This window comes from Verrucosispora sp. WMMD573 (genome assembly GCF_027497175.1).
In the GTDB taxonomy this organism is placed as follows: domain Bacteria; phylum Actinomycetota; class Actinomycetes; order Mycobacteriales; family Micromonosporaceae; genus Micromonospora.
In genome coordinates, this window is sequence record NZ_CP114901.1 from 120,814 (window position 1) to 142,610 (window position 21,797).

Annotated in this window: 21 protein-coding genes, 4 pseudogenes and 1 riboswitch; of the genes and pseudogenes, 16 read left to right on the forward strand and 9 right to left on the reverse strand. The window is 68.9% G+C overall.

Features of this window, described 5'->3' with window-relative positions; all coding sequences use genetic code 11:
* The first annotated feature begins 27 nt into the window (after positions 1-27).
* From O7601_RS00555 to O7601_RS00580, 6 genes are all read left to right on the forward strand, one after another.
* Complete coding sequence (locus O7601_RS00555; protein WP_281566748.1) at positions 28-756, forward strand: response regulator transcription factor; 729 nt, start codon at positions 28-30, stop codon at positions 754-756.
* Positions 749-2,317 (forward strand): HAMP domain-containing sensor histidine kinase, encoded by a 1,569-nt coding sequence (locus tag O7601_RS00560; RefSeq protein WP_281564358.1) that lies wholly within the window; start codon positions 749-751, stop codon positions 2,315-2,317. The genes O7601_RS00555 and O7601_RS00560 overlap by 8 nt, the downstream gene beginning before the upstream one ends.
* Before the next feature lie 75 nt (positions 2,318-2,392).
* Positions 2,393-3,544 (forward strand): efflux RND transporter periplasmic adaptor subunit, encoded by a 1,152-nt coding sequence (locus O7601_RS00565; protein WP_281564359.1) that lies wholly within the window; start codon positions 2,393-2,395, stop codon positions 3,542-3,544.
* Positions 3,541-4,284 (forward strand): ABC transporter ATP-binding protein, encoded by a 744-nt coding sequence (locus O7601_RS00570; protein WP_281564360.1) that lies wholly within the window; start codon positions 3,541-3,543, stop codon positions 4,282-4,284. Before O7601_RS00565 ends, O7601_RS00570 begins: the two co-directional genes overlap by 4 nt.
* Positions 4,281-5,516: an ABC transporter permease gene (locus O7601_RS00575; protein ID WP_281564361.1), complete on the forward strand. Its 1,236-nt coding sequence runs from the start codon at positions 4,281-4,283 to the stop codon at positions 5,514-5,516. Before O7601_RS00570 ends, O7601_RS00575 begins: the two co-directional genes overlap by 4 nt.
* Before the next feature lie 11 nt (positions 5,517-5,527).
* Positions 5,528-5,992, forward strand: coding sequence for a DUF5666 domain-containing protein (locus O7601_RS00580; RefSeq protein WP_281564362.1), 465 nt, complete (start codon positions 5,528-5,530; stop codon positions 5,990-5,992).
* Positions 5,993-6,083: 91 nt separating this feature from the next.
* On the opposite strand, the pseudogene O7601_RS00585 reads toward O7601_RS00580, so the two are convergent.
* The 3 genes and pseudogenes from O7601_RS00585 to O7601_RS00595 all read right to left on the reverse strand — a co-directional run.
* Positions 6,084-6,179, reverse strand: a pseudogene (locus O7601_RS00585) (IS5/IS1182 family transposase); the annotation flags it as partial.
* Between the two features lie 41 nt (positions 6,180-6,220).
* On the reverse strand, positions 6,221-6,421 hold the full coding sequence (locus O7601_RS00590; RefSeq protein WP_281564363.1) for a hypothetical protein: 201 nt from the start codon (positions 6,419-6,421) through the stop codon (positions 6,221-6,223).
* Positions 6,418-6,732, reverse strand: a complete 315-nt coding sequence (locus O7601_RS00595) for a hypothetical protein (RefSeq protein WP_281564364.1) — start codon at positions 6,730-6,732, stop codon at positions 6,418-6,420. Before O7601_RS00595 ends, O7601_RS00590 begins: the two co-directional genes overlap by 4 nt.
* A gap of 9 nt (positions 6,733-6,741) precedes the next feature.
* On the opposite strand from O7601_RS00595, the gene O7601_RS00600 reads away from it, so the two are divergent.
* Both O7601_RS00600 and O7601_RS00605 read left to right on the forward strand, forming a co-directional pair.
* The gene (locus O7601_RS00600; RefSeq protein WP_281562259.1) at positions 6,742-7,581 is read left to right on the forward strand and encodes an IS5 family transposase; all 840 of its coding nucleotides are present in this window, start codon (positions 6,742-6,744) and stop codon (positions 7,579-7,581) included.
* 1,394 nt (positions 7,582-8,975) lie between these two features.
* Positions 8,976-9,146, forward strand: a pseudogene (locus O7601_RS00605) (ATP-binding protein); the annotation flags it as partial.
* Positions 9,147-9,423: 277 nt separating this feature from the next.
* On the opposite strand, the pseudogene O7601_RS00610 reads toward O7601_RS00605, so the two are convergent.
* A pseudogene (locus O7601_RS00610) lies at positions 9,424-10,368 on the reverse strand (IS701 family transposase); the annotation flags it as partial.
* Between the two features lie 533 nt (positions 10,369-10,901).
* On the opposite strand from O7601_RS00610, the gene O7601_RS00615 reads away from it, so the two are divergent.
* Positions 10,902-12,680 (forward strand): reverse transcriptase/maturase family protein, encoded by a 1,779-nt coding sequence (locus tag O7601_RS00615; protein ID WP_281564365.1) that lies wholly within the window; start codon positions 10,902-10,904, stop codon positions 12,678-12,680.
* Between the two features lie 97 nt (positions 12,681-12,777).
* Here O7601_RS00615 and O7601_RS00620 read toward each other — a convergent pair.
* A pseudogene (locus tag O7601_RS00620) lies at positions 12,778-13,077 on the reverse strand (transposase); the annotation flags it as partial.
* Between the two features lie 213 nt (positions 13,078-13,290).
* Between O7601_RS00620 and O7601_RS00625 the strand changes: the two are divergent.
* The 4 genes from O7601_RS00625 (at position 13,291) to O7601_RS00640 (ending at position 15,398) form a co-directional block, all read left to right on the forward strand.
* A complete protein-coding gene (locus O7601_RS00625) occupies positions 13,291-13,521 on the forward strand; it encodes a DUF433 domain-containing protein (RefSeq protein WP_281564366.1) in 231 nt (76 codons plus the stop codon).
* 142 nt (positions 13,522-13,663) lie between these two features.
* Positions 13,664-13,960 carry an FAD-dependent monooxygenase gene (locus O7601_RS00630; RefSeq protein ID WP_281564367.1) on the forward strand — a complete coding sequence of 99 codons (297 nt, stop codon included), beginning with the start codon at positions 13,664-13,666 and terminating at the stop codon, positions 13,958-13,960.
* 74 nt (positions 13,961-14,034) lie between these two features.
* Entirely contained in the window at positions 14,035-14,649 is a 615-nt protein-coding gene (locus tag O7601_RS00635; RefSeq protein WP_281564368.1) for a hypothetical protein, read from the forward strand.
* Positions 14,650-14,687: 38 nt separating this feature from the next.
* Positions 14,688-15,398: a DJ-1/PfpI family protein gene (locus O7601_RS00640; RefSeq protein WP_281564369.1), complete on the forward strand. Its 711-nt coding sequence runs from the start codon at positions 14,688-14,690 to the stop codon at positions 15,396-15,398.
* Positions 15,399-15,504: 106 nt separating this feature from the next.
* Here the strand turns inward: O7601_RS00640 and O7601_RS00645 are convergent, their stop codons facing one another.
* On the reverse strand, positions 15,505-15,873 hold the full coding sequence (locus tag O7601_RS00645) for a hypothetical protein (protein ID WP_281564370.1): 369 nt from the start codon (positions 15,871-15,873) through the stop codon (positions 15,505-15,507).
* Between the two features lie 10 nt (positions 15,874-15,883).
* A complete protein-coding gene (locus O7601_RS00650; protein WP_281564371.1) occupies positions 15,884-16,459 on the reverse strand; it encodes a hypothetical protein in 576 nt (191 codons plus the stop codon).
* A gap of 190 nt (positions 16,460-16,649) precedes the next feature.
* Positions 16,650-16,867: riboswitch (cobalamin riboswitch) on the forward strand.
* A gap of 116 nt (positions 16,868-16,983) precedes the next feature.
* On the opposite strand from O7601_RS00650, the gene O7601_RS00655 reads away from it, so the two are divergent.
* Both O7601_RS00655 and O7601_RS00660 read left to right on the forward strand, forming a co-directional pair.
* Positions 16,984-17,496 carry an acyl-CoA thioesterase gene (locus tag O7601_RS00655; protein WP_281564372.1) on the forward strand — a complete coding sequence of 171 codons (513 nt, stop codon included), beginning with the start codon at positions 16,984-16,986 and terminating at the stop codon, positions 17,494-17,496.
* Positions 17,497-17,631: 135 nt separating this feature from the next.
* On the forward strand, positions 17,632-18,114 hold the full coding sequence (locus O7601_RS00660) for an XRE family transcriptional regulator (protein WP_281564373.1): 483 nt from the start codon (positions 17,632-17,634) through the stop codon (positions 18,112-18,114).
* A 141-nt stretch (positions 18,115-18,255) separates the two neighbouring features.
* Here O7601_RS00660 and O7601_RS00665 read toward each other — a convergent pair whose 3' ends face one another.
* Positions 18,256-19,689, reverse strand: a complete 1,434-nt coding sequence (locus tag O7601_RS00665; RefSeq protein WP_281564374.1) for a PepSY domain-containing protein — start codon at positions 19,687-19,689, stop codon at positions 18,256-18,258.
* Between the two features lie 85 nt (positions 19,690-19,774).
* On the opposite strand from O7601_RS00665, the gene O7601_RS00670 reads away from it, so the two are divergent.
* On the forward strand, positions 19,775-20,350 hold the full coding sequence (locus O7601_RS00670; RefSeq protein ID WP_281564375.1) for a DUF5134 domain-containing protein: 576 nt from the start codon (positions 19,775-19,777) through the stop codon (positions 20,348-20,350).
* A gap of 194 nt (positions 20,351-20,544) precedes the next feature.
* Here O7601_RS00670 and O7601_RS00675 read toward each other — a convergent pair whose 3' ends face one another.
* Positions 20,545-21,765: an ATP-grasp domain-containing protein gene (locus tag O7601_RS00675; RefSeq protein WP_281564376.1), complete on the reverse strand. Its 1,221-nt coding sequence runs from the start codon at positions 21,763-21,765 to the stop codon at positions 20,545-20,547.
* Positions 21,766-21,797 lie beyond the last annotated feature (32 nt).

Here is a 21,797-nt window from a genome sequence, read left to right on the forward strand (position 1 = left end):
GCTCGCTCCGAGGTTTCCCGGATAGACCTGGCAACCGTGTCTGACCGTCGTACCCGTGTGCTCGTCGTCGACGACGAGGAGAACATCCGTGCCCTACTGTCGGCGACGCTGCGGCTGATCGAGTTCGACGTCCGGGTGGCCGGCGGCGGCCGTGAGGCGTTGGCCTTGGCCGAGGAGTTCGATCCGGATCTGGTGGTGCTCGACGTGATGCTGCCCGATCTCGACGGCTTCCACGTCGCGCGGCAGTTGCGCGGCACGGGGGCGGGAGTGCCTGTACTGTTCCTCACCGCGCGAGGCACGGTGGAAGACCGCATCTCGGGGCTGACCGTCGGTGCGGACGACTACGTGACCAAGCCGTTCAGCCTGGAGGAGGTGGTGCTGCGGATCCGGGCGATCCTGCGCCGCACCCGCGCCGACGACGCACCGGCCCAGGACGGCGTGCTCCGCTACGCCGACCTCGAACTGGACGAGGACGCCCACGAGGTCCGCCGCGGCGGGCGGGTCGTCGAATTGTCGCCGACCGAGTTCAACCTGCTGCGGTATCTGATGGTCAACGCCGGGCGGGTGGTCAGCAAGGCCCAGATCCTCGACCGGGTCTGGAACTACGACTTCGGCGGCGACGGACGGATCGTCGAGTCGTACATCTACTACCTGCGCAAGAAGATCGACGTGCGGGCGTCACCGCTGGTCCACACTGTGCGGGGCGTCGGCTACACGCTGCGGTTGCCGCGTGCCGGGTCAGGTGACGGTGGGTAGCCGCCATACCGCCCGAGGGCGGCGGCTGCGCCGCTGGGGACGCTGGACCCTGCGGTCCCGGCTGGTCGTGGTCGTGGCAGCGCTGACCGCGCTGGCCCTGGTCGTCGCGAACGCGGCCGGGCTGGTGCTGCTACGCCGCACTCTCACCGACCGCATCGACGACCAGCTCACGACGGTCAGCCGGCCGTTCACTCGGGCCACCGCTCCGTCCTACGACCCGCCCGAGCGCAACCGCGTTCTGCCGCGCGCCCGGCTCGCTCCGGAGCAGGTGGTGCTGCTGTACGGCCCGGACGGCAACCTGGAGGACGTCCGGCGCTCCGACGAGTCGACAAGGGTGCCCGTGGTCGACTCGTACGACCGGCTCGTCGCCCGTGCCACCGACACCCACCCGTATACCGTCGAGGCCACCGATGGCACACCCGCCTGGCGGGTGCTGGTGGTCGAGCGCGGCGACGACCGGGGCGTCGCGGTGTTGGCGGTGTCACTGCGCGAGGTCGAGGAGACCACCGAACTGCTGCTGCTGATCGACGCGGTCGTGATCGTGGTCGTCCTGATGCTGCTGGCGTCGCTCGCCGCGGTGGTGGTCCGGCTCGGCCTTCGGCCGCTGACTCGGATGGAGCAGACTACGGCGCAGATCACCGGGGGCAACCTGTCCCGCCGGGTGCCCGACGCCGATCCGCACACCGAGCCGGGCCGGCTCGGTGGGGCGCTCAATCTGATGCTGGACCGGATCTCCACCGAGGTCGCCGCCCGCCGTGAGTCGGAGCGGCGGCTCCGGCAGTTCATCGCTGACGCCTCGCACGAACTGCGGACGCCGCTGACCTCCATCCGCGGGTTCGCCGAGCTCTACCGCCGGGGCGGAACACCACCGGGCCCGGAGCTGGACGGAACGATGGCCCGGATCGAGGCCGAGGCCGCCCGGATGGGCCTGCTCGTCGAGGACCTACTGCTGCTCGCACAGCTCGACCACGAACGCCCCCTGCGAGACCAGCCGGTCGACCTGCTGGCCGTCGCCGCCGACAGCGTTCGCGACGCGCACGCCCGCGCGCCCCGGCGCCGGATCCGCCTGGCCGCGCTCGACGACAACGGGTTCGAAGCGGTGATGGTCGCCGGCGACGAGCACCGGCTGCGTCAGGTGGTCGCCAACCTGCTCAACAACGCCCTTCAGCACACGCCACCACAGGCCCGCGTGACGGTCCGCACAGGGCTACTGCGCCGTGCACCGGCCGGACCGCCGCCCGTCACGGCCGTGGGAGATCCGCTGCCCGCCGCAACACCGACCGCGGTGCTGGAGGTGATCGATGCCGGGCCCGGCCTCGCGGCCGACCAGGCCGTACGGGTCTTCGAGCGGCTCTACCGCGCCGATCCGAGCCGGTCCCGCGGCAGCGGCGGGTCCGGCCTCGGCCTGTCCATCGTGGCGGCCCTCGTGCGGGGACACGGGGGCCGGGTCGAACTGCTCACCGCCCCCGGCCGGGGGGCCACCTTCCGGGTTTTGCTGCCCTCGGTGCCCGGTGCCGGCCGCGACGAGCTGGTCGACCTGCTGCGCACCATGCACAGCTGACCCGCCGCCCGACTCCCAGCCGGCTCCGAGGTGGCGCCGGGTCCGCTCCGAGCCGCCCCCGCCAGGCTGTCGGGCATGCGTGTGCGACGACTCATCCCTGCCCGGGGCCCGTCCCTGTTCGTCAACGCCGGCCTCGCCGCGGCGGTACTGCTGGCAGGCGGTTGGGCGTACACCACGTTCACCGCACCGAAGACCGCAGCTGCCGGCGCGTCCCGGACGGTGCCGGTCAGCCGGGCGACGGTGACCTCCGCAGTGTTCGTACCCGGATCCGTGCGCAGCGCGACGACCGCGAACGCGACCTTCGCCACCGCCGGACCGATCACGGAGATCACCGTCGCCGTCGGCGACTCGGTGAAGAAGGGCCAGGTGCTGGCCCGAGTCGACGCCTCTGCCGCGAAGCGGGAACTCGCGGGAGCCGAGGCCGACCTCAACGCAGCGCAGGATGCGGTGGACCGGGCGGTGGAGATTGACGGTCCCACCACCCAGGCGGATGCGGCGCTGACCCAGGCGGAGCTGAAGGTGGCCGCCGCGCGGGAGAAGGTTGACGGCACCACCCTGACCGCGCCGATCGCGGGCACCGTGGTGGCCGTCAACGGCAGCGTCGGGGACCTCGGCACCTCGGCAGGCGGCGCGACCGGAGGCGGCACCTCCGGGACCACCGGTAGCACCACATCCGGTTCGGGGGGCCTCGTGCAGATCGCCGACCTGACCCGGCTGGAGGTCACCGCCGCGGTACCCGAGGCCGACGCGACCCGGCTCAAGACGGGCATGCCCGCCACGGTCAGTTGGAACGCGCTGCCCGGCACCACCGCCGAGGCGACGCTCGCCGCGATCGACCCGAACGCCACCACCGCCAACGACGTGGTGACCTACGAGGTCACCCTGAGCCTGAAGGACCGTCCCGACGCCGCCCGGCCCGGTCAGAGCGTGCAGGTCACCGTCACCCTCGACACGGCCGAGAACGTCGTCGCGGTGTCTGCCCTGGCGGTTACCAGCGCCGGCAGCCGGAATACCGTGACCGTCCTGCACGACGGCGCCCCGGTCGTCCGCTCAGTCGAGGTGGGCCTGCGGGGGGACCAACTTGTCGAGATCACCTCCGGCCTGACCGAGGGCGACCTGGTCGTGCTGCCCAGCACCGGCGGCACCGACCCGAACACCGGCGGCGGTAGTCGTGGTGGACCGGCGGGCGGCGGGCTGACCGGTGGCGGCGGGCGCGGCAACCGGTGACCCTCTACCTGGTCGGCGGAACTCGCCGCACGACCGAGGGCGTGCGCCGTCCGGTGCTCGATGTCCGTGACCTGACCAAGGTGTACGGGCAGGGCGAGGCGACGGTGTACGCGCTGCGCGGGGTGTCGCTGACCGCTGCGGCCGGCGACTACGTGGCGATCATGGGATCCTCCGGATCCGGAAAGTCGACGTTGATGAACATCCTCGGCTGCCTCGACGTGCCCAGCGCCGGCACCTACCGCCTGGACGGAGTCGACGTCAGCCGGCTCGACGACGCCCGACTGGCCCTCGTCCGCAACCGGCGCATCGGGTTCGTCTTCCAGTCGTTCAATCTCATCCCCCGCACCTCCGCCGTGGCCAACGTCGAAATGCCCCTGGCGTACGCCGGTGTCAAGCCGGCCGAGCGACGTCGACGGGCCCTCGCGGCCCTGGACATGGTAGGTCTCGCCGGTCGGGCTGGCCACGAGCCGAACCAGCTCTCCGGCGGACAACAGCAACGCGTCGCCCTCGCCCGCGCCCTGGTCACCGAGCCCGCGCTGATCCTCGCCGACGAACCCACCGGAAACCTCGACAGCCACTCCACTGAGGAGGTGCTGGCCATCCTCGACCAGCTGCACACCGCCGGCCGCACCATCATCATGATCACCCACGAGACGGAGGTTGCCGCCCGAGCCCGCCGGCTGGTCACCCTCTTCGACGGACGAATCACCACCGACATACGACAGGACGGCACCCGGTGAGCCTGCTGGAGATCCTCCGCTTCGCCGGCCGTGGCGTCGCCGCCAACAAGCTACGCTCGGCGCTGACCATGCTCGGCATCCTCATCGGCGTCGCCGCGGTCATCCTGCTGGTCGCCGTCGGCAACGGCTCCGCCCAAGCCGTCAACCGCAGCATCGAGGCGCTGGGCACCAACACCATCACCGTGTCCAGCACCGCCCGAGGCGGGACGACGCCATCGGCGCTCACAATCGACATCGCACAGTCCCTGCACGACCCGGCACTCGCCCCCGACGTCCGGGCGGTCTCACCGGTGGTCAACACCGCGCCGACGATGACCCACGCCGGGACCGAGCACCCGGTGGCACAGCTCCTCGGCACCCACCCGACCTACTTCGGCTCGTCCAACAGCCCACTCGCCGCCGGCACCGCCTTCACCGACCAGGACGTGACCCAGGGGCGGCGGGTGATCGTGCTCGGACAGACCGTCGCCACCGAACTGTTCGCCGACACCCACCCGGTCGGCCAGCAGGTCACCGTCGGCGGCGCCCTGTTCACCGTCGTCGGCGTCCTCGCCGAGAAGAGTTCGGCGTCCGGCTTCTCCGACCCCAACGACCTCGCCGTCGCCCCGCTCACCGCCGTGCAACAGACCCTCACCGGGTACGGGCCGGTGAACTCCATTCTCGTCGAGGCCACCGGGCCGGACCGCGTTGACGCCGCCCAGCAGCAGGTCACCCAGATCCTCAACCAGCGCCTCAAGCTGCCGGCCGGCACCGCCGCCACCGGCCGTGGTGGAGGTGGTGGTGCGGGAGCCACCCCGTACCGGATCCAGAACGCCGCTCAACTGCTCGCCACCCGCACCGAGACCGCACAGACCTTCACCGTCCTGCTCGGCGCCGTCGCCGGCATCAGCCTGCTCGTCGGCGGCATCGGCATCACCAACATCATGCTGGTGACCGTCACCGAGCGAACCCGGGAAATCGGCATCCGCAAGGCCCTCGGCGCACCCCGACGCACCATCCTCACCCAGTTCCTCGCCGAAGCGACAATGCTCAGCGTCCTCGGCGGCGGCCTCGGCGTGGCCGCGGCACTCATCGGCAGCCGATTCACCATCGTCGGCGTGCAACCGGTGATCGTGCCCAGCTCCGTCGCCTTGGCACTGGGCGTCTCCGTCGCGATCGGGCTGTTCTTCGGCAGCGTCCCCGCCAGCCGCGCAGCCGGCCTGCGCCCCATCGACGCACTCCGCTACGAATGACAGGTGACCCCATGACGACCGACCTCGATACCGCGCTCGCCGTCGGACCCCGCCCGTGGCGGAACCGCGCCACACCGTGGCTCGCTGCGGCGCTGCTGCTCGTCGGCGGCTTTGCTGGCGGCGCCCAGGCGCAGCAGGCGTACGGACCGGACTCCGGCCCTGCACCGGCGGGACGCGGGACGGCGGTCGACGGATCGGCCGGTGGGGCCCGCGGTGGCGGTGCCCGTGGCGGTGGCGCCGCTCCCCCGGCCGCCACCGCCACCCCGGCCACCACCGGCACCGTGACTGACATCGACACAGACACGATGACGATCCGGCGCGAATCCGGTGAGGTGATCACCGTGCAGACGGACGACCGTACGCAGATCCGGCTGCCCGGCGCGCTCGAGGACCTCCGCACCGGCGACACCGTCGTGGTAACCGGGAACACGCAGAGTGACGAAATCACAGCCGCCACCGTCACCCGCCAAAATTGACGGCTCATCGCGGATTCACAGACCCGACAGACCTCGTCATCATGACCGAGTCGACCATGCCGGGTGATCCCTTCTGCAGATGCCCGTCGGTGCGGGCACCTGCGGCGTGCTGGTGAGCGCGACTGGTCATCGAGTCCACGCTGACCGTCCAGTCGATCCGTCCCCGGGCGTCGCCCTGCGCCTGCAACACTGATCTGGGTCAGGAGGCTGCGTGGCGCGGGTGCTGGCTCAGGGGAGGTCAGGTTCTGAGTGCTCGGCCACGAGCCGCTCGCCCGCCTCGTCGTCGACCAGCGCATTGTCGACCAGCCATTCCACCGCCCGCCGCTTGGCGCGCATGTCGCGAAACGTGCGACACACCGGCAGGAGGCGCTGATACTCCTCATGCAACTCGTTCTTGAACCGGCGGAAGGCGCCCCTGCCCTGGATCACTCGGGCGAGCCTGCGGCCAGCCGCCGCGTCACTGATCCGTTCGGCGAAGTCAGCCATGTCCTGATACCAGCGTAGGACGGCAACGGATCAACCACGACCAGGTCGAGGTCGTCGAGGTCGACGGACGTGTGTCCGTCGATGCCGCCGTCGGTCGTCCAGAACACGACCTCGCCGGTCTTCGGGTTGATCAGCCACCGGTGCTCGTAGTCGGTCTGGTCCTCTAGCGCGGCGGCGAACTCTTTTAGAGGGTGTTTGAGAAGTTCTCGTGATGGGTGGCGTGTCGCGCCGTCGGTTAGCGGCCGTTGGTCCATAGTGGCTCGATGTCGCGTCAGCGTCGCTACCCCTCGGACCTGACCGACGCCCAATGGGCGCTGGTCGAGCCGCTGCTGCCACCACCGAGAACCGGTGGCCGGCCGGAGAAACATCCACGCCGCGACGTGGTGAACGCGATCCTGTACGTGGTGCGGACCGGCTGCTCGTGGCGGCAACTGCCGGTCGACTTCCCGCCGTGGCAGACGGTGTACTGGTACTTCACCCGCTGGGAGGAAGACGATGTCACCGAGCGGATCCTCGTCGCGCTGCGCCGAAGGGTCCGCGCCGCCCAAGGCCGCGCCGCCGAACCCACGGCAGGCATCATCGACTCCCAGAGCGTCAAAGGCGCCGACACCGTCGGCCGGGACACCCGTGGCTACGACGCGGGCAAGAAGGTCAACGGCCGCAAACGGTTCATCGTCACCGACACCCTGGGTCTGCTCCTAGTCGTGTGCGTGATGGCCGCGAGCGTGCAGGACCGCGACGGAGCGAAGACGACTCTGCTGTCGGCGTACCTGTTCACCCCGGTCCGGTTCGTCTACGCCGACGCCGGCTTCGCCGGAACCCTGGTCGACTGGTGCCAACGCATCCTGCGCACCACCCTGGAAATCGTACGCAAGGCCCCAGGCCAGAAAGGATTCGCCGTAATCGCCCGCCGATGGGTCGTCGAGCGCAGCCTTGCCTGGCTGACCGGCCACCGCAGACTGGCCCGCGACTACGAACGCCACCCCGCCACCTCCGAAGCCATGATCCGCTGGGCCGCCATCAACGGCATGCTCCGCCGCCTCACCCGCGGCCGACCCGCACGCCGTCAACGAGCCTGGACCCTCGACAACCTCAAAGCCTGACCCTTCTCAAACACGCTCTAAGGAGACCTGTCGATGACGGCGCGGGCGACGGCGTGTGAGGCCGGGTTGCTCGAAACGCAGCATCGGAAGCTGGCTGTACAGCCATCCGTAATCTTGATCTTCGTAAGGCAAGAGACAGCGCACCGCCCGCAAGGTCGGGAATCTCCGGAATCGTTTGACCGGTGCCGTATGAGCTTTCCGCTGTCGCCTACCCTGCACGTTGTGAAGGGATGGAGTGCTCCTGATGTAATCGGGGCAGTGGGAGGCGTTGTCGGCCTCACAGGTGTTCTCGTGACGTGGGTGCTAGGCGTCAAGTCGCTACGGGTGGCGCGTGGGTCAGTGCAGGTCTCCAAGGAAGCTAAGGAGGAAGCACGACGATCGGCCGATGCGGGTGAGCGAGCTGCTTTGGCGGCAGAGCAGGCAACTCTGGCTGGTGAGCGATCAGCAGATGCGGCCCAAGAGTCAGCTCGGCAGGCTGCTCAGGTTGTTCAGGTAGAGCGTAAGCGCGAGCATGATCGGCTATGTCCCGGCCCCGTGCCACAAATACGTGCGGAACTGGAATCCAACCCACGGGGCGAGACCCTGCCGCGAACTTTGTTCGGCGAGATCTCTGTACCGCGAGATTACCGCGTCCGAGCAGAGGCAGTGATCGAGGGCGGATCACGCAGCCCCATCAGCTTACCGCTGCTCCTACATGCTGGCCGGTCCTACCGGTTTGCCATCGAGACGTGGCCGCCCGGTCGAACGAGGCCACAGGCGGAGTTCATCTTGTTCCGGTTCTGGGTTCCGGTAGAAGAGGTAGACAAGGTTGGCGGATGGGGATGTCCCTGCGACCGTCCAATGATCGACGGAAGCGAGCAAGGCCACTGGGAGTGGCGGGCACCCATCGAGTACACCCCCAAGACAGTCCCAATTGCGTTTTATGGATGACCTTGCGGTACTGGCAGGTATACCACTCGAAGGGTTGAGCTACACGCGACCGAGGTGCCGGGCGCGAGGCAACAGCAGACTGCGGGGAGGGCAGTTGACGAGTATGAGAGGCAGCGAAGGTTGGCTGTACAGCCATCCGTACAGCCAAGCCAGCCACCCAAGGCCGACGGGAGCCGACAAGCGCCGACACTCCGGCCACTGACGGGATCTCCCGAACAGCCGTCCGTGATCTTCTTCTAATCCCAAGGCCGCAGGTTCGAATCCTGCCGGGCGCGCTGCACTGCATGGCTCTGACCTGCGGTTTCAAGCGGTTTTCGCGATCTTCATTAATGGTATTCTTTGATTTAGGCACACCTTAGGTGAGCCCGGATGTGCAGCCCTCGCACGACGAAGCACCAGACGAGTGGTGACTGCGAACGCCAACTCTCGGACAGTGAACCCGCCCCGGATCTTGTAGAGACTTCCTCACCTCGCACCTGCCCTTCGGGCGGTGGGGCGAGGTCTTCGGCGACGAAGTCGTCGCCGCCGCGATGATCGACCGCCCCGTGCACCACGCCGAGATCCTCACCCTCGCAGGCGAGTCCTACAGCACCAGAGCCCGCCGAGAACTCCTCGCAAAGGACCGCGACAAGTAGAACGCCCCCCAGGGGGGTCAATCCCAATCCGTCGCCAGGGGGTCAGTCCCCTGGCGCCGCATGTCGCGCAATGATGGCTATTTGATTCTGGCTGTGAGCATGTGACCACAGAAATTGTGGGAGGCCGGAGGCTAGCCCGTGCGCTCCCGCGCCGTCCCACCGCGATCACCCCGCCCCGGGCTGCGGCCAACCACGCATTCCTCATGCCTGTTGCGGCATCCTCCAGATACCGATGGGGAGCCAGGTCTCAGGTTAGTACTCCAGCCGGGGATTGTGATCACGGCTCGATGAGGGCTTGTCGGGCGTAGTGGCTGGTCATGGCTCGCGCTTGGTGGCGCCGTCGGCGGATCGACCAGAGCAGCGGGTCGGTGTGGCGTCGGGTGGGTTCGATGATCAGGATGTTGAACAGGTGGCGTAGCTCGTTGACGGTCATCGGGATCAGCCCGGTCGGCTGGTGGCGGTGGCCGGCGGTCGCGGTGGCCAGGAACGCGTGGGCGAGGATCGTCAGGGTGGTCCAGCGGTGCCAGGAGGTCCAGAGGCGGTGTTGGTGCTGGTCCAGGCCGAGGCCGGTCTTCGCGGCTTGGAACGACTCTTCGATCTTCCAGCGGCGCCCGGCCACCAGGACGAGGGTGCGTAGCGGGACGACCTCGGGTGACCAGCAGCGGTAGAAGGCCAGTTCACCGGTGCGGCGGTTGCGGCGGATCAGTAGCCAGTGGTGCCCGCCGTGGGCGTCGATGGACTGCGGCAGGGCGGTGAAGGACCAGTCGTAATAGCGATAGCCTTTTGCGCCTCGACCGGCGGACCTTCGCTGCCAGGCGGTGGCGGGAAGACCGGCGGCGAGCGCGTCGACGCGGTAGACGCCCGAGCCGGTGGTGACCTGATGCGAGCAGGCCACGGCCAGGACGTAACCGAGTCTGAGGTGACGCAGTCGGGCGGCCAGGCGAGGGTCGTTGCCGTAGGCCTCGTCGCCGGCCACCCACCGACACGGCAGCTCGGCGGCGACCGCCTCGTCGATCATCCGGGACGCCAGCTGCGGCTTCGTGGCGAACCGCACCCGTTCGGGAACGCCGGCCTCAGCCCGGCGTTCGGGGTCGTCGCACCACGACTTGGGCAGGTAGAGGGCCGCGTCGAGCATCGCGTGACCACCCTCGGTGGCGTAGACGAGGTGCACGGCGAGCTGACAATTCTCGATTTTCCCGGCCGTGCCCGAGTACTGCCGCTGGTGCGCCGCGAGGCGCTCTGTTGTATTCCCAGCTCAGCTGGGAGGAACTTGGAGGGAGGTTCTTGGGTCTGATGGCTTACCCGGAGCTGAAAGGCGATGGGGACAAGAGCATGCCAGGAAACCGGCGGTCATGGTCAGGCGTCTGACGTGATGCGTCGTGGGACCCGCGCGATATGGCGAAGGCTGGATTGCTTGAAACCCAATCTCCAGACGATGAAAAGTACCATCCGCCGGAAATGACGCCTGGAACCGGCGCCGCGTCCTGCTCCGGCTTTACAGCGTGGTCGGGGCAACCTCCGGGGCGCAGGGCGATGCCCAGCGAGGGCATTCAAGGAGATGAGTGGGTCGCCTACGTCGTGCTGTCACGTGCAACAGAGACGAACGCGGGATCGCCTACGGGGCGCGAGCCCTACGGCGACGGAGCGCTCGTAGTAGTCGCCGGGGTCGCGTCCGGCCGAGGAGGACGGGAAAGCCGTCTGCAGGGCGAAGGAGCGCAGGTGATCGGACACCACAGGAATCGGGAGGTATGCGAAATGCAGAGCGCCGAAACGGTGCTGGGTGTCCTGCGTGAACGCGGTAGGCGTGGCCTGCCGTTGGATGAGTTGTATCGGCAGTTGTTCAATCCGCAGTTGTATCTGCTGGCCTACGGACGCATCTACGCCAACCAGGGCGCGATGACACCGGGGGCCAGCGCGGAGACCGTGGACGGCATGTCGCTGGGCAAGATCGGTCGCATCATCGACGCGATGCGTCAGGAGCGCTACCGGTTCAGTCCGGTGAAGCGGGCGTGGATCCCGAAGAAGAACGGGAAACGGCGACCGCTTGGCCTGCCCACCTGGTCGGACAAACTCGTCGGCGAGGTGATGCGCCTGCTGTTGGAGGCGTACTACGAGCCACGGTTTTCCACCCGGTCCCACGGGTTCCGTCCCGGCCGGGGCTGCCACACCGCGCTACGCGAGGTGGCGACCACCTGGACGGCGACGGCCTGGTTCATCGAGGGTGACATCTCCGACTGCTTCGGCACGCTGGACCACGAGGTCATGCTGTCGACGCTGGCGGAGTGCATCCACGACAACCGGTTTCTGCGGCTGGTGCGCAACATGCTCACAGCCGGATACCTGGAGGACTGGGTCTGGAACGCCACGCTCAGCGGGGCTCCGCAGGGTGGGGTCGTTTCCCCGATCCTGTCGAACATCTACCTGCACCGGTTGGACACGTTCGTCGAGAATGTTCTCATCCCCGAGTACACCCGAGGCGAACGCAGGGCGAAGAACCGTGCGTACTGCCGGGTGCAAGACGCGGCCGCACGTGCCCGTGTCCGTGGTGACCGCACCACGGCCCGGAAACTGCGCCAGCAGTTGCACAGTCTGCCCAGCCGGGACCCGAACGATCCCGGCTACCGGCGGCTGCGCTACGTGCGCTACGCCGATGACACCCTGCTCGGGTTCGTCGGACCACGAGCCGAAGCCGAGGACATCAAACGGCGTCTCGCTCAGTTCCTGCGCGACGATCTCAAGCTGGAACTGTCCGAGGACAAAACGCTGATCACGCACGCCCGCACAGGCGCGGCGAGATTCCTCGGCTACGAGATCACCGTCCAGCACGGCGACCACATGCACCATCGTGGAAACCGGACGGTCAACGGCACGATCGGGTTACGCGTGCCGAAGACGGTGATCAAGGCCAAGTGCGCCAGGTACTTGCAGCGCGGCGAACCCGCGCATCGGACCCTGCTGGTCAACCACGATGACCACACCATCATCGCGACCTACGGAGCCGAGTACCGAGGCATCGTCCAGTACTACCTGCCCGCCGGAGATGTCTGGCGACTGAGCCGGCTGCGCTGGGTCATGGAGACCTCCATGCTCAAGACGCTGGCCCTCAAGCACCGCTCAGCGGTGTCGAAGATGACCCGGAAATACCGGGCGTCCATCGACACCCAGCACGGCAAACGGCGGTGTTTCGAGGCCCGCGTCGAGCGTGAGGGCAGGGCACCACTGGTCGCCCGGTTCGGCGGCATACCACTCAAACGGCAGAAGACCGCGGTCCCCATCGACCGCAGTCCTGTCCCGGCCGTCACCCGCAAGGAGTTGATCAACCGGCTCCTCGCAGGCAGGTGCGAGGTCTGCGACGGCACGGTGGACGTCCAGGTCCACCACGTCCGCAAACTCGCCGACCTCAACCAGGCCGGGCAGTCACGCAAGAACACCTGGACGAAGATCATGGTCAAGCGCCGACGCAAGACGCTCATCGTCTGCGCCGACTGCCACCACCAGATCCACTCCGGGAACAGCGCCGCACTCACGCAGTAGTCACCGGAGAGCCGGATGCTCGGAAACGGGCCCGTCCGGTTCGGGAGGAGGGCGTTGGAAAAGGACCTGCCCCGGCAGGCACCTCGTCAACGCCCCACCTCACCACGCCGACGGTGCGCCGACCTTTCTTCAGATCACCCGTCTCGTCGATGACCAGCACCGCCTCGTCGTCACCGAGATGCTCGCCGACGAACGCGCGGACATCGGCACGAACCGCGCCGTCGTCCCACGTCACCCGGGTCAGCAGGTCCTGCATCCCGTCCGGGTTCGCGTCTCCGGCATGCTCGGCGATCGTCCAGCAGTTCTTCCGCGGCAGCGGCGCCAACAGACCCCGCACGAAGTCCCGCACTCGCCGACGCGGCTCCGGCCTGCGGAAACGCTGCCCGACCGTCAACATCAGGTCGTCGAACAACACCCGCCACCGTTGGGCGTCTACCCTGTATCCGGCAGCCACCGCTGCGTCATGGTCAGTCCACACAACCGTCCATGATCGACGGTGGCTGCCTTCGTCTCCGCATCGGTACTGGCCCGCAGCTCAGCCGAGGTCAACATCCCCGGCTGGAGTATTAGCCCGGGGTCGGGCTGGGTCACGACGGGTTACCATGCCGTCATGAACTTCGAACGGATCACCGTCGACCCGGCCCAGATGGGCGGTGCACCGTGCATCCGTGGGTTACGCATCCCGGTCGCTACGGTCGTGGCAATGATCGCGGACGGCATGAGCGCAGACGAGATCGTGTCAGATCTGCCAGACCTGACCGTTGAAGACGTCTGGGAAGCGCTGCGCTTCGCCGCCGAGGCTGTCCGGGAGCGGGAGCTGCCGCTACACCACGCGGCATGAAATTCCTGATCGACAACAACCTGTCGCCAGCGGTTGCCGCAGGTCTGCGCGCTCAGGGGCATGATGCCCCGAGGTCTCCCACAACCTGAACATTCTCTTCGACGCCGACCTCGGCGCCCACGTCGCCGACCGGCTCAGTGCCGTGTACACGATCAGCCGTCCCGACCTACACGGGACGTTCCTCGCCGTCGACAACGAACGGCGCTGGCTGTTCAACATGGTCGCCGATCGAGACGGCCCAGGCCTGGACCAGATCGACGACAGCAGGTGCGTGGCGATGATCCGCAGTGCTTCCGAGCTGCCCGGGCTGCCGGTCAGGCTCGTCGCGCGGCAGGTGTGGCACGCCGCCGCCCAGGTAGCGGACCGGTTCCGCCTCGGCGTGGTGTTACTGGCCGGCGACGCCGCCCACCTCACCACCCGTACGGTGGGTTCGGCCTGAACTGCGGCATTGGTGACACCGACAACCTCGCCTGGAAACTCGCCGCCGTACACCACGGCTGGGCCTCCTCCGCGTTGCTCGACACCTACCACGACGAACGGCGACCGGTGGCGCTGGCCACCGCCCACGAGAGTCATCTGCGGCTGACCGACGCCCTCGCCGCCCACCGGGCGGGGGCACCGCCACGTGCCCGTCCCAGCGACGGACTCGTCCTCGGCTACCACTACGCCTCCGCCGCTGTGGTCCCCGACGGCACTCCGGTACCGCCCGGTGATCCGGTCACCGACCACCAGCCGACCGGTCGGCCCGGACACCGCCTTCCGCACGCCTGGCTGGACGACGACCCGTCCCGCTCCACGCTCGACCTCCTGGCCGACGACGGATTCACCCTGCTCGTCGCCGACGAGACGGCCGCCGCGTTCCAGCCGATGGTGGAGAAGGCCCGGCAGCATCACATCCCGGTGGCGACCCGTCCGCTGACCAGACTGCTGTCCCGGGAACGCCTGCGGCAGTACCTCGACATCTGCGGCGTCCCCCCGGGTGGCCTCCTCGTCCGACCTGACGGGCACGTGGCCTGGCGACAGGGTGACGTTGACGTGCCACCGCGCAACCTCATCGCGGACCTTGTCCGGCCGGCGTCAAACAACCAAACACATCGACGGAACCGAATGACAGGGGTAGCCGACTGATTGAGTAGAGGTCATCCACCAAGCAGAGGGGCACCGTCATGGACCGTCGAAGCGTCCTGCGCGCCACGATCGCGACCGGAGCCACAGCCACCGCCGTCGGCGCGGTCGCAGGCGCCTCGGCGGCCACCGCCAGTCCACCGAAGCGGCCCGTGCGGGTGCACATCCTGATGTACCCCGGGGTGGAGGAAATGGACTTCGCCGGGCCGGTCGAAGTATTCGGCATGGCCCGCGGGCTCGGCGGTGACATCACCACCACCCTCGTCACCGTGGACGCCACCAGCCCGGTGACCGCCACCCACGGCACCCGGGTCGAGGCGACCGGCCGCTGGTCACCCCGGGAGGCAAACCTCCTCGTGGTGCCCGGCGGCGGCTACCGGCGGGCGGACACCCCAGGCGTGGCGTACGAGATCCAGCGTGGCGTCCTGCCCGCAGCCATCCGCGCCGCGCGTCGTCGCGGCCTGACCATCGCCGGCATCTGCACCGGCACCATGCTCCTGTCGGCGGCCGGACTCACCGCCGGGCGACCCTGCATCACGCACCACCGGGCGGCCGACGATCTGCGGGCCCAGGGCGGCATCGTCACCGACGCCCGCGTGGTCGACGATGGCGATCTGGTCACCGCCGGTGGCGTCACCTCCGGTCTGGACCTCGCGCTCTGGCTGGTCGAGCGCCAACTCGGCGCGGCGCTCGCGGTCCAGGTCGAACAGGTGCTGGAGTACGAACGACGCGGCACCGTCTGGCGCGCCTGACCCCACGCGAGGCGATTCGCTCTGTCAGTTCCTCGGCGACGGGACGGCAACAGGAATCGCCGGACGGGCGTCATCCGGCAGCGGTGAGGTCGCGTTCGCAGGCAAGTTACCGGAATGCCTCGATTCCGGTGACGGCCTCGATACGGCGTTGTCCGCCACCGACCGACGACTCGCCGGTGAGTGCGAGGGAGCCGATCTGCGCGGAGTGGTCGACGTGGGTACCGCCGCACAGCTCGCGGGACCACTCGCCGCCGATCTCGACGACCCGCACGGTCGCGTCGTAGGTCTCGCCGAACCGGGCCGAGGCACCCTCGGCGCGGGCCTGTTCCAGGGGCAGGTAGCGAACGGTAACGATGTCGCCGGCCTGGGCGCCGTGCGCGGCGTGGCAGTCGCCGGGCCGCCGGCCGTCGCGTTCTGGCAGGTGTCGCCGGCACCTCACGATGCCGGCGACACCGACCAGCCGCCGTCGGGGCACCGGGTACCCGCTAGCCATCCGGCAGCGGCCGCCGGCACACCTTGCGCGGTACGGTCCAGCGCGGGAATCGCGGAGGACTGACTGAACGCGTTGCTGAAATCACCCCACGCCGACCGGTCGGTAAACCGGCCGCCGGGGGCGCCTGGAGCAAATCCAGCCGGGCGATGAGGCCGACACCGCCGACGTCGGTCGGGTCACCGCCATGGACCGCGACGGCGAGAGCGAGCTTGGCGGTCGCGCCCGCGTACGCCTCGGTGGTGCCGTCACCGATGTACCCGTCACGCACGTCCGGCCGGGTGGCCCAGGCCAGGGCTTGCGCGCCGAAGTCGTCGGCGACACCGCCGGCGGCGAACGCGAAGACCGCGTCCAGGGTCAACCCCTGGTCCGGGTACGCGACCCCGTCGAAGACGGCCTCGAAGCGTTCCCCGTCGACAAGCTGTCGGGCCAACCAGCCCGCAGCCGCATCGGATCGGACGACGCCGAACTGCGGGGGCGCGGCGATCGCGGGTGTGGTCAGAGTGAGGGCGGCGAGCACACCGCAAAACAGGGCGAGCAGGCGGTGCCGGCTCAGGCGGACCGCACACACGCGGTTGTTCAGCTGTCGCGCCAGTCTCGTCTGCTCCCAAAGCCACTGTCAATCCGCTACCGATCGCACACGGTGGGTCGTGGCGGCGAGGTTCGTGGCGATCGCGGCCACGGGCCGACGCTCGGCGTCGGAGTGATGGGGCAGCTCGCCGCAGGTACCCGGCTGGACTGTCGTCGGCCTGGGTCAGGATAGGGTGGCCGACGGCGCTGGTTCGCCCGACCGTTCCTGGTGGGGCGTCGAAAGAGGGAACCCGGTGAAAGTCCGGGACTGCCCCGCAGCGGTGAGTGGGAACGACCGCCGTCACCACGCACTGGGCCACCCGGCCTGGGAAGCGACGGCCAGTAGAAGACCGGCCGATTTCGGTCCCGCCCACGAGTCCGAAGACCTGCCCGCGCTGCGTACACAAGGTGTGTGCGCTGCCGTCGACCTCGAGGGCGGGTCGGGCGGGTGACGCGCCACGACGGCGTGTTCCTCGACGTGCGCGCCCCACCGGTTGCCGGCATGCCGCCCGAGGACGGAAACCCGTGCACAACACGACCTCACTCGCCGGCCGACCACCGTCGGCCTCCCACCTGACCCTGTCGCAGATCATGGACCAGCACCACACCAACCTGATGGGTACGGTCCACGGCGGCCGAATCCTCAACCTCATCGACTCGGTCGCCGGAGTGGTCGCCGCCCGGCACTCCGACGGCCCGGCCGTCACCGCTGCCATCGACGAGACCGCCTTCCTTCGCGCGGTCCGCGTCGGCGACGTCGTGCACGTCGACGCCCGCATCACCTGGGCCGGACGCAGTTCCATGGAGGTCACCGTCAAGGTCACCGCCGACCGATGGGACCGAGCCGTACCACCGACCGACGTGGCCACCGCCCACCTCGTCATGGTCGCCGTCGACGACAACGGCCAACCCCGGCCGGTGCCGCCACTGCTACCTCAGACCGACGGCGACCGGCGCCGCTACCGCGAGGCGCAGATCCGCCGCGAACACCGACTGACCCTGCGCCGTGCCCTGCTCGACGGCACCGAGGAGTCCTGAGATGCTCGGACTCTCCACGGCAGCCCTCGCGTCACCGCCACCGCACAACTGGCTCTGCTCGGCGCCGTCTTCATACAAATGCAGGTCACTGTCGACATCACCCTCTGCACGGGCGCCGGACGCCTCGCCCGACGGATGGCTGACGGCCGCTGGTCACGGCGCGTCAACCCGCCGACGATCAGCCGGGTCGAGACGGGAAAACGGACGCTGAGCCTCGACGTGCTCGTCCCCCTGGCCGCCGCGCTACAGGTCAGCCTCGACGTGCTCTTCGAGGCGACCAGCGACGAGGACGTGGTGATCCGTCCCGTGCAGCACCGCTCGGGTTCGCGCACGACGTGGCCGCTGAGCCGCGTCGATGGGCGCACCATGGCGATGAAGGTTCGGTTGGAGCCCGAGGCGACGATGCCGGCCCAGCGGGTCCATCCGGGCTATGACTGGCTTTTGGTGCTCGAAGGCAGGGTGCTGCTGTGGCTCGGCGAGCGGCAGATCGAGGTGGCAAAGGGTGAAGCAGCCGAATTCTCCACGATGACGCCACACTCGATGACGGCGCTCGACCGGCCGGCCGAGCTGATCATGATCTTCGACCGCGAGGGGCAGCGCGCACACCTGCACCAGTGAGCGTGGAACCGGCAGGAATGGACACCGGCAGGTCCGCACCGATCACGCGGCATCGCCAGGGCGGCGATCTCCTGGGCCGCCGCACGACCGAAATCCCTCCTCGGTCGGTGCGACGGTTCACGCCTGGACCGTCGCCGAGGTTTACGCCGTGCCGAAGAAGCTCCTGAGGGCCGGCATCCGGCGGATCAGGAGTTGGTCCAGGGCGAGGATCACCAGCAGCGACAGGCCGAACAGGGGCAGGAACACGCCGAGGACGGCCATCGCGGCGAGTAGGAGCCAGTTGCCCCAGATCGGAAGTTTCGCGCGGGGTGCGGCCAGCCCGGAGGCGGTGCCGCGGCGGGTCCACCACATCATCGGCCCGGTGACGCACATGAAGATCACGGCGAGGCAGAACAGCGTGGACAGGATCTCGTTGGCCACGCCGAGACGCCGCCCCTCGTGCAGGGCGATCCCGTGGGACACGACCTTGGCCATGGCGCTGTAGTCGGCGTAGCTGTACTGGCCGACCTTCTCGCCGCTGTACTGGTCGACGTGGACCGTCGTCTCCTGGGTGACGTCGGACTCGGCGGGGTTGCCGACGTTGTACCACTGGCTGCTCATCACGCTGAACACGCCTTTTTCGCCCTCGGGATACATGATCAGGTACGGCCCGGGAGCGCCCTGTGCCTGCGCCGTGGCGACGGCCCTGTCGATCGAGATCGGTGTGCCGGCGCCGGTGCTGGTGCCCTGCGGGGCATTACCCGAGGCCCAACCGGCAGGCGCCGACTGACCGTCGCTGTTCTCGATCTGCTGCCGGATGGTGGACTCGGCACCGGGATCCTCACCCCACAACGACATGTTGCCGTGCGCGGCCAGCTCCGACGCCTTGGCGCCCCAGAAACCGGTCCACGGCAGGCCGGAGACGACGAGCAGCAGGACGCCGAGGCCCACGGGGAGCCCGACGATGGCATGCCAACCACGGACCCGGGCACCGCGTCTGCCCTTGGCCTGGGCGCCGCTGCGGGCCTTCCGGCCGAGGAAGAAGATGATGAACCCGGTGATCGTCAACACGATCCCCCAGGAGGCCCCGAGCTCGACGATCCGGTCCCCGACGCCACCATCGCCGATGAGCAGGTCACCGTGGATACGCTCCGCCCAGGTGGAGACGAGCTGGTCCTGGCTGAGCACGCCGGTGACCTCGGCGGTGTAGGGGTTCACGTAGACGTTCGAGGTGCTGCCGTCCGCCTGGGCGGCGACGAACAGGGTGGCCCGGTCGCCGATGCCGTCCTGCACGGACAGGACCGCACGATCCGGGAACTCGGCGCGCACGGCCGCCTCCTGGGCGGACAACGCGACCCGCTGGGCGCCCTCGACCACGGAAACCTTCAGCACCCCAGGATGCGTGAGGGAGTCCACGTCGTCGCGGAACATGTAGATCATGCCGGTGACGGAAAGCGCGAAAAGCACCGGAATGACGATGAGCGACCCGTAGAAGTGCCAACGCCAGAACGCGGCGAACCAGTTCGTCCGACGGACTCGCGCGGCGGGCGCCGGCGTCTCCGCGGGAGGCGGCGCTTCGGTCTCTGAGACGGTCATCCAAGTGGGCCTTTCAACTGTCGCCGGTCACCCGGGTCACATGGTCTAAGTTGTAGTCGTGCTTGAGGCCCCATGGGTTCCCGTATTGACGATCGTATTTCTACTCACCGGTATCGTCTGCGTCGCCGACCTCGTCGCACGCCGCCGGGCGGTCTCCCGTGACCAGCCCTTCTCCGACGCGGAACTGATCGACATCAACCACACCGTGATGAGCGCGGCGATGATCCTCATGGTCTGGGTGATGGTGGAGGGCGCGGTCGCCTGGGCACAGATCGCGGTCTTCGCGATCCTCGCCCTCGCGCTACTGCCCGCCTACCGACGAACCCGACACACATCGGACCGCGCCGATCTGCTCAGCCACGCCGCGATGGACGCGGCGATGATCTGGATGCTCGCGGCCATGCCCACACTCATGTCCGAGATCGGCACCGGCGGCGCAGGCTCCGGACACTCCCACGGCGGCAGCGCCTCCAGCGGGCTACCCATGCCGACACCGACCTGGGCCGACACCATCAACATCGCCTTCGTGGCACTCACCGCCGCCACCGCCCTGTGGTGGCTGTACCGCACCATGACGGCGTCCCGCCACCGGCTGCACTCGCTCAGCTACTCCGTCATGGCCGCCGGCATGGGAACCATGCTGCTACTCATGAACGTGTGAGGTGTCGCCTGGACTCGGCCCGCGACGACGCCGCACCGGGCTCCGTCACCGGCGAACCACTCAGTGCCGCCGAACGCAGGACTCGCGTCGGCCACTCGCGGCCGGAGCAGAAACACGAAGGTACGCCCTGCCTCCGCCGGTGATCCCGGTGGACCTTCACCTACGGCTGGAGGGCCGCAGCACCCCGCCTTCGCTCAGGTGACCAGGGTTCCGTCCGAGATGCTGGCCGACGGCTCGCTGCCGGGAAGGACCGCAATCGCCGACCCGAAGTCCGGAAGCAGCGCCGCGTACGCCTTTTCCAACTGGACCTGGCAGGTGGTGTAGTCCTCGGCCACCACAATGGCATGCCCGATTCGGCCGCCGAATCGGGCCGCCGGAGCCTCCGGTGCCGTCCACAGCGACTCGACACCGTCGGGAAGCTGCGCGGGTCGGCTCGTGGGTACGGTGTCTTCGACGGTGTCACCGTGACGGAAGATGATTCCGGCGGTATGCCGCCGGGTGTGCCGCAGCCGCGGTTGTCTCCCGAGCGCCGTGTCGACCGCCGCCGCGACCAGGTCGACGCCGGTGGCCAAGGGCACCAGCCGGGAGATCAGGTCACCACCGAGCCGGGCGTTGAGCCCGATCAACCGGGGTCCGTCGGCGGTCAACCGTACCTCGGTGTGGGTGACGCCCTCGCACAGCCCGAGCGCGGCGTGGGCGGCATCGACGGCACGGCGTACCGAGGCCAGGTGCTCGGCCTGCTGAGGAACTGAGATCAGCCGGCTGGCTGTCGCGAGTCCCGGCCCTGGTCCGGCGTGCCGGCTTCCGGCCGCGACCACGTACAACCGGCCGCTGCGTACCACCACTGACTCGACGCTGATCTGCGGCCCGTCCAGGTACTCCTGCACCAGAGCGCCGTCGGCGCCGGCCGCCCCGGCATAGGCGCGGGCCAGATCCGCCGGGCTGCGAACCAGCCGCACCCCGGTGCCGCCGGTCCCCGAACGCGGCTTGACCACGACCGGGTACCCCAGCTCGGCGGCGGCGCGGAGGGCCTGAACCTCGTCGGTGACCAGGACCGACTGAGCCGACGGCACCCCCGCGGCGGCCCATGCCTGGCGCAGCCGGTGCTTGTCCCGGCAGGCGCGGGCCGACGGCACGGGATGACCGGGTAGCCGCAGCGCGCTGGTGGTGGCCGCGGCGGTCTCGATCCAGTCCTCCTCCCAGGTCAGCACCGCCTCCACGGACTCTTTCCGAGCCAGTAGCAGCACGGACGTCAGGTCGTCGGCGGCGATCCGGTGTACCGAGTCGGCGTAGCGGATCTCCCACGTCGCCGGAGACTCCTGGGCGAGCACCACGTCGTGCTCGGCGGCCACTGATGCGAGCATGTGCTCGCGGTCCAGGTCACGTCCGCTACCGAGGATCAGGATCTTGGGCATGATGGATCCTTACGTCGCGAGAGCTTCGGGCG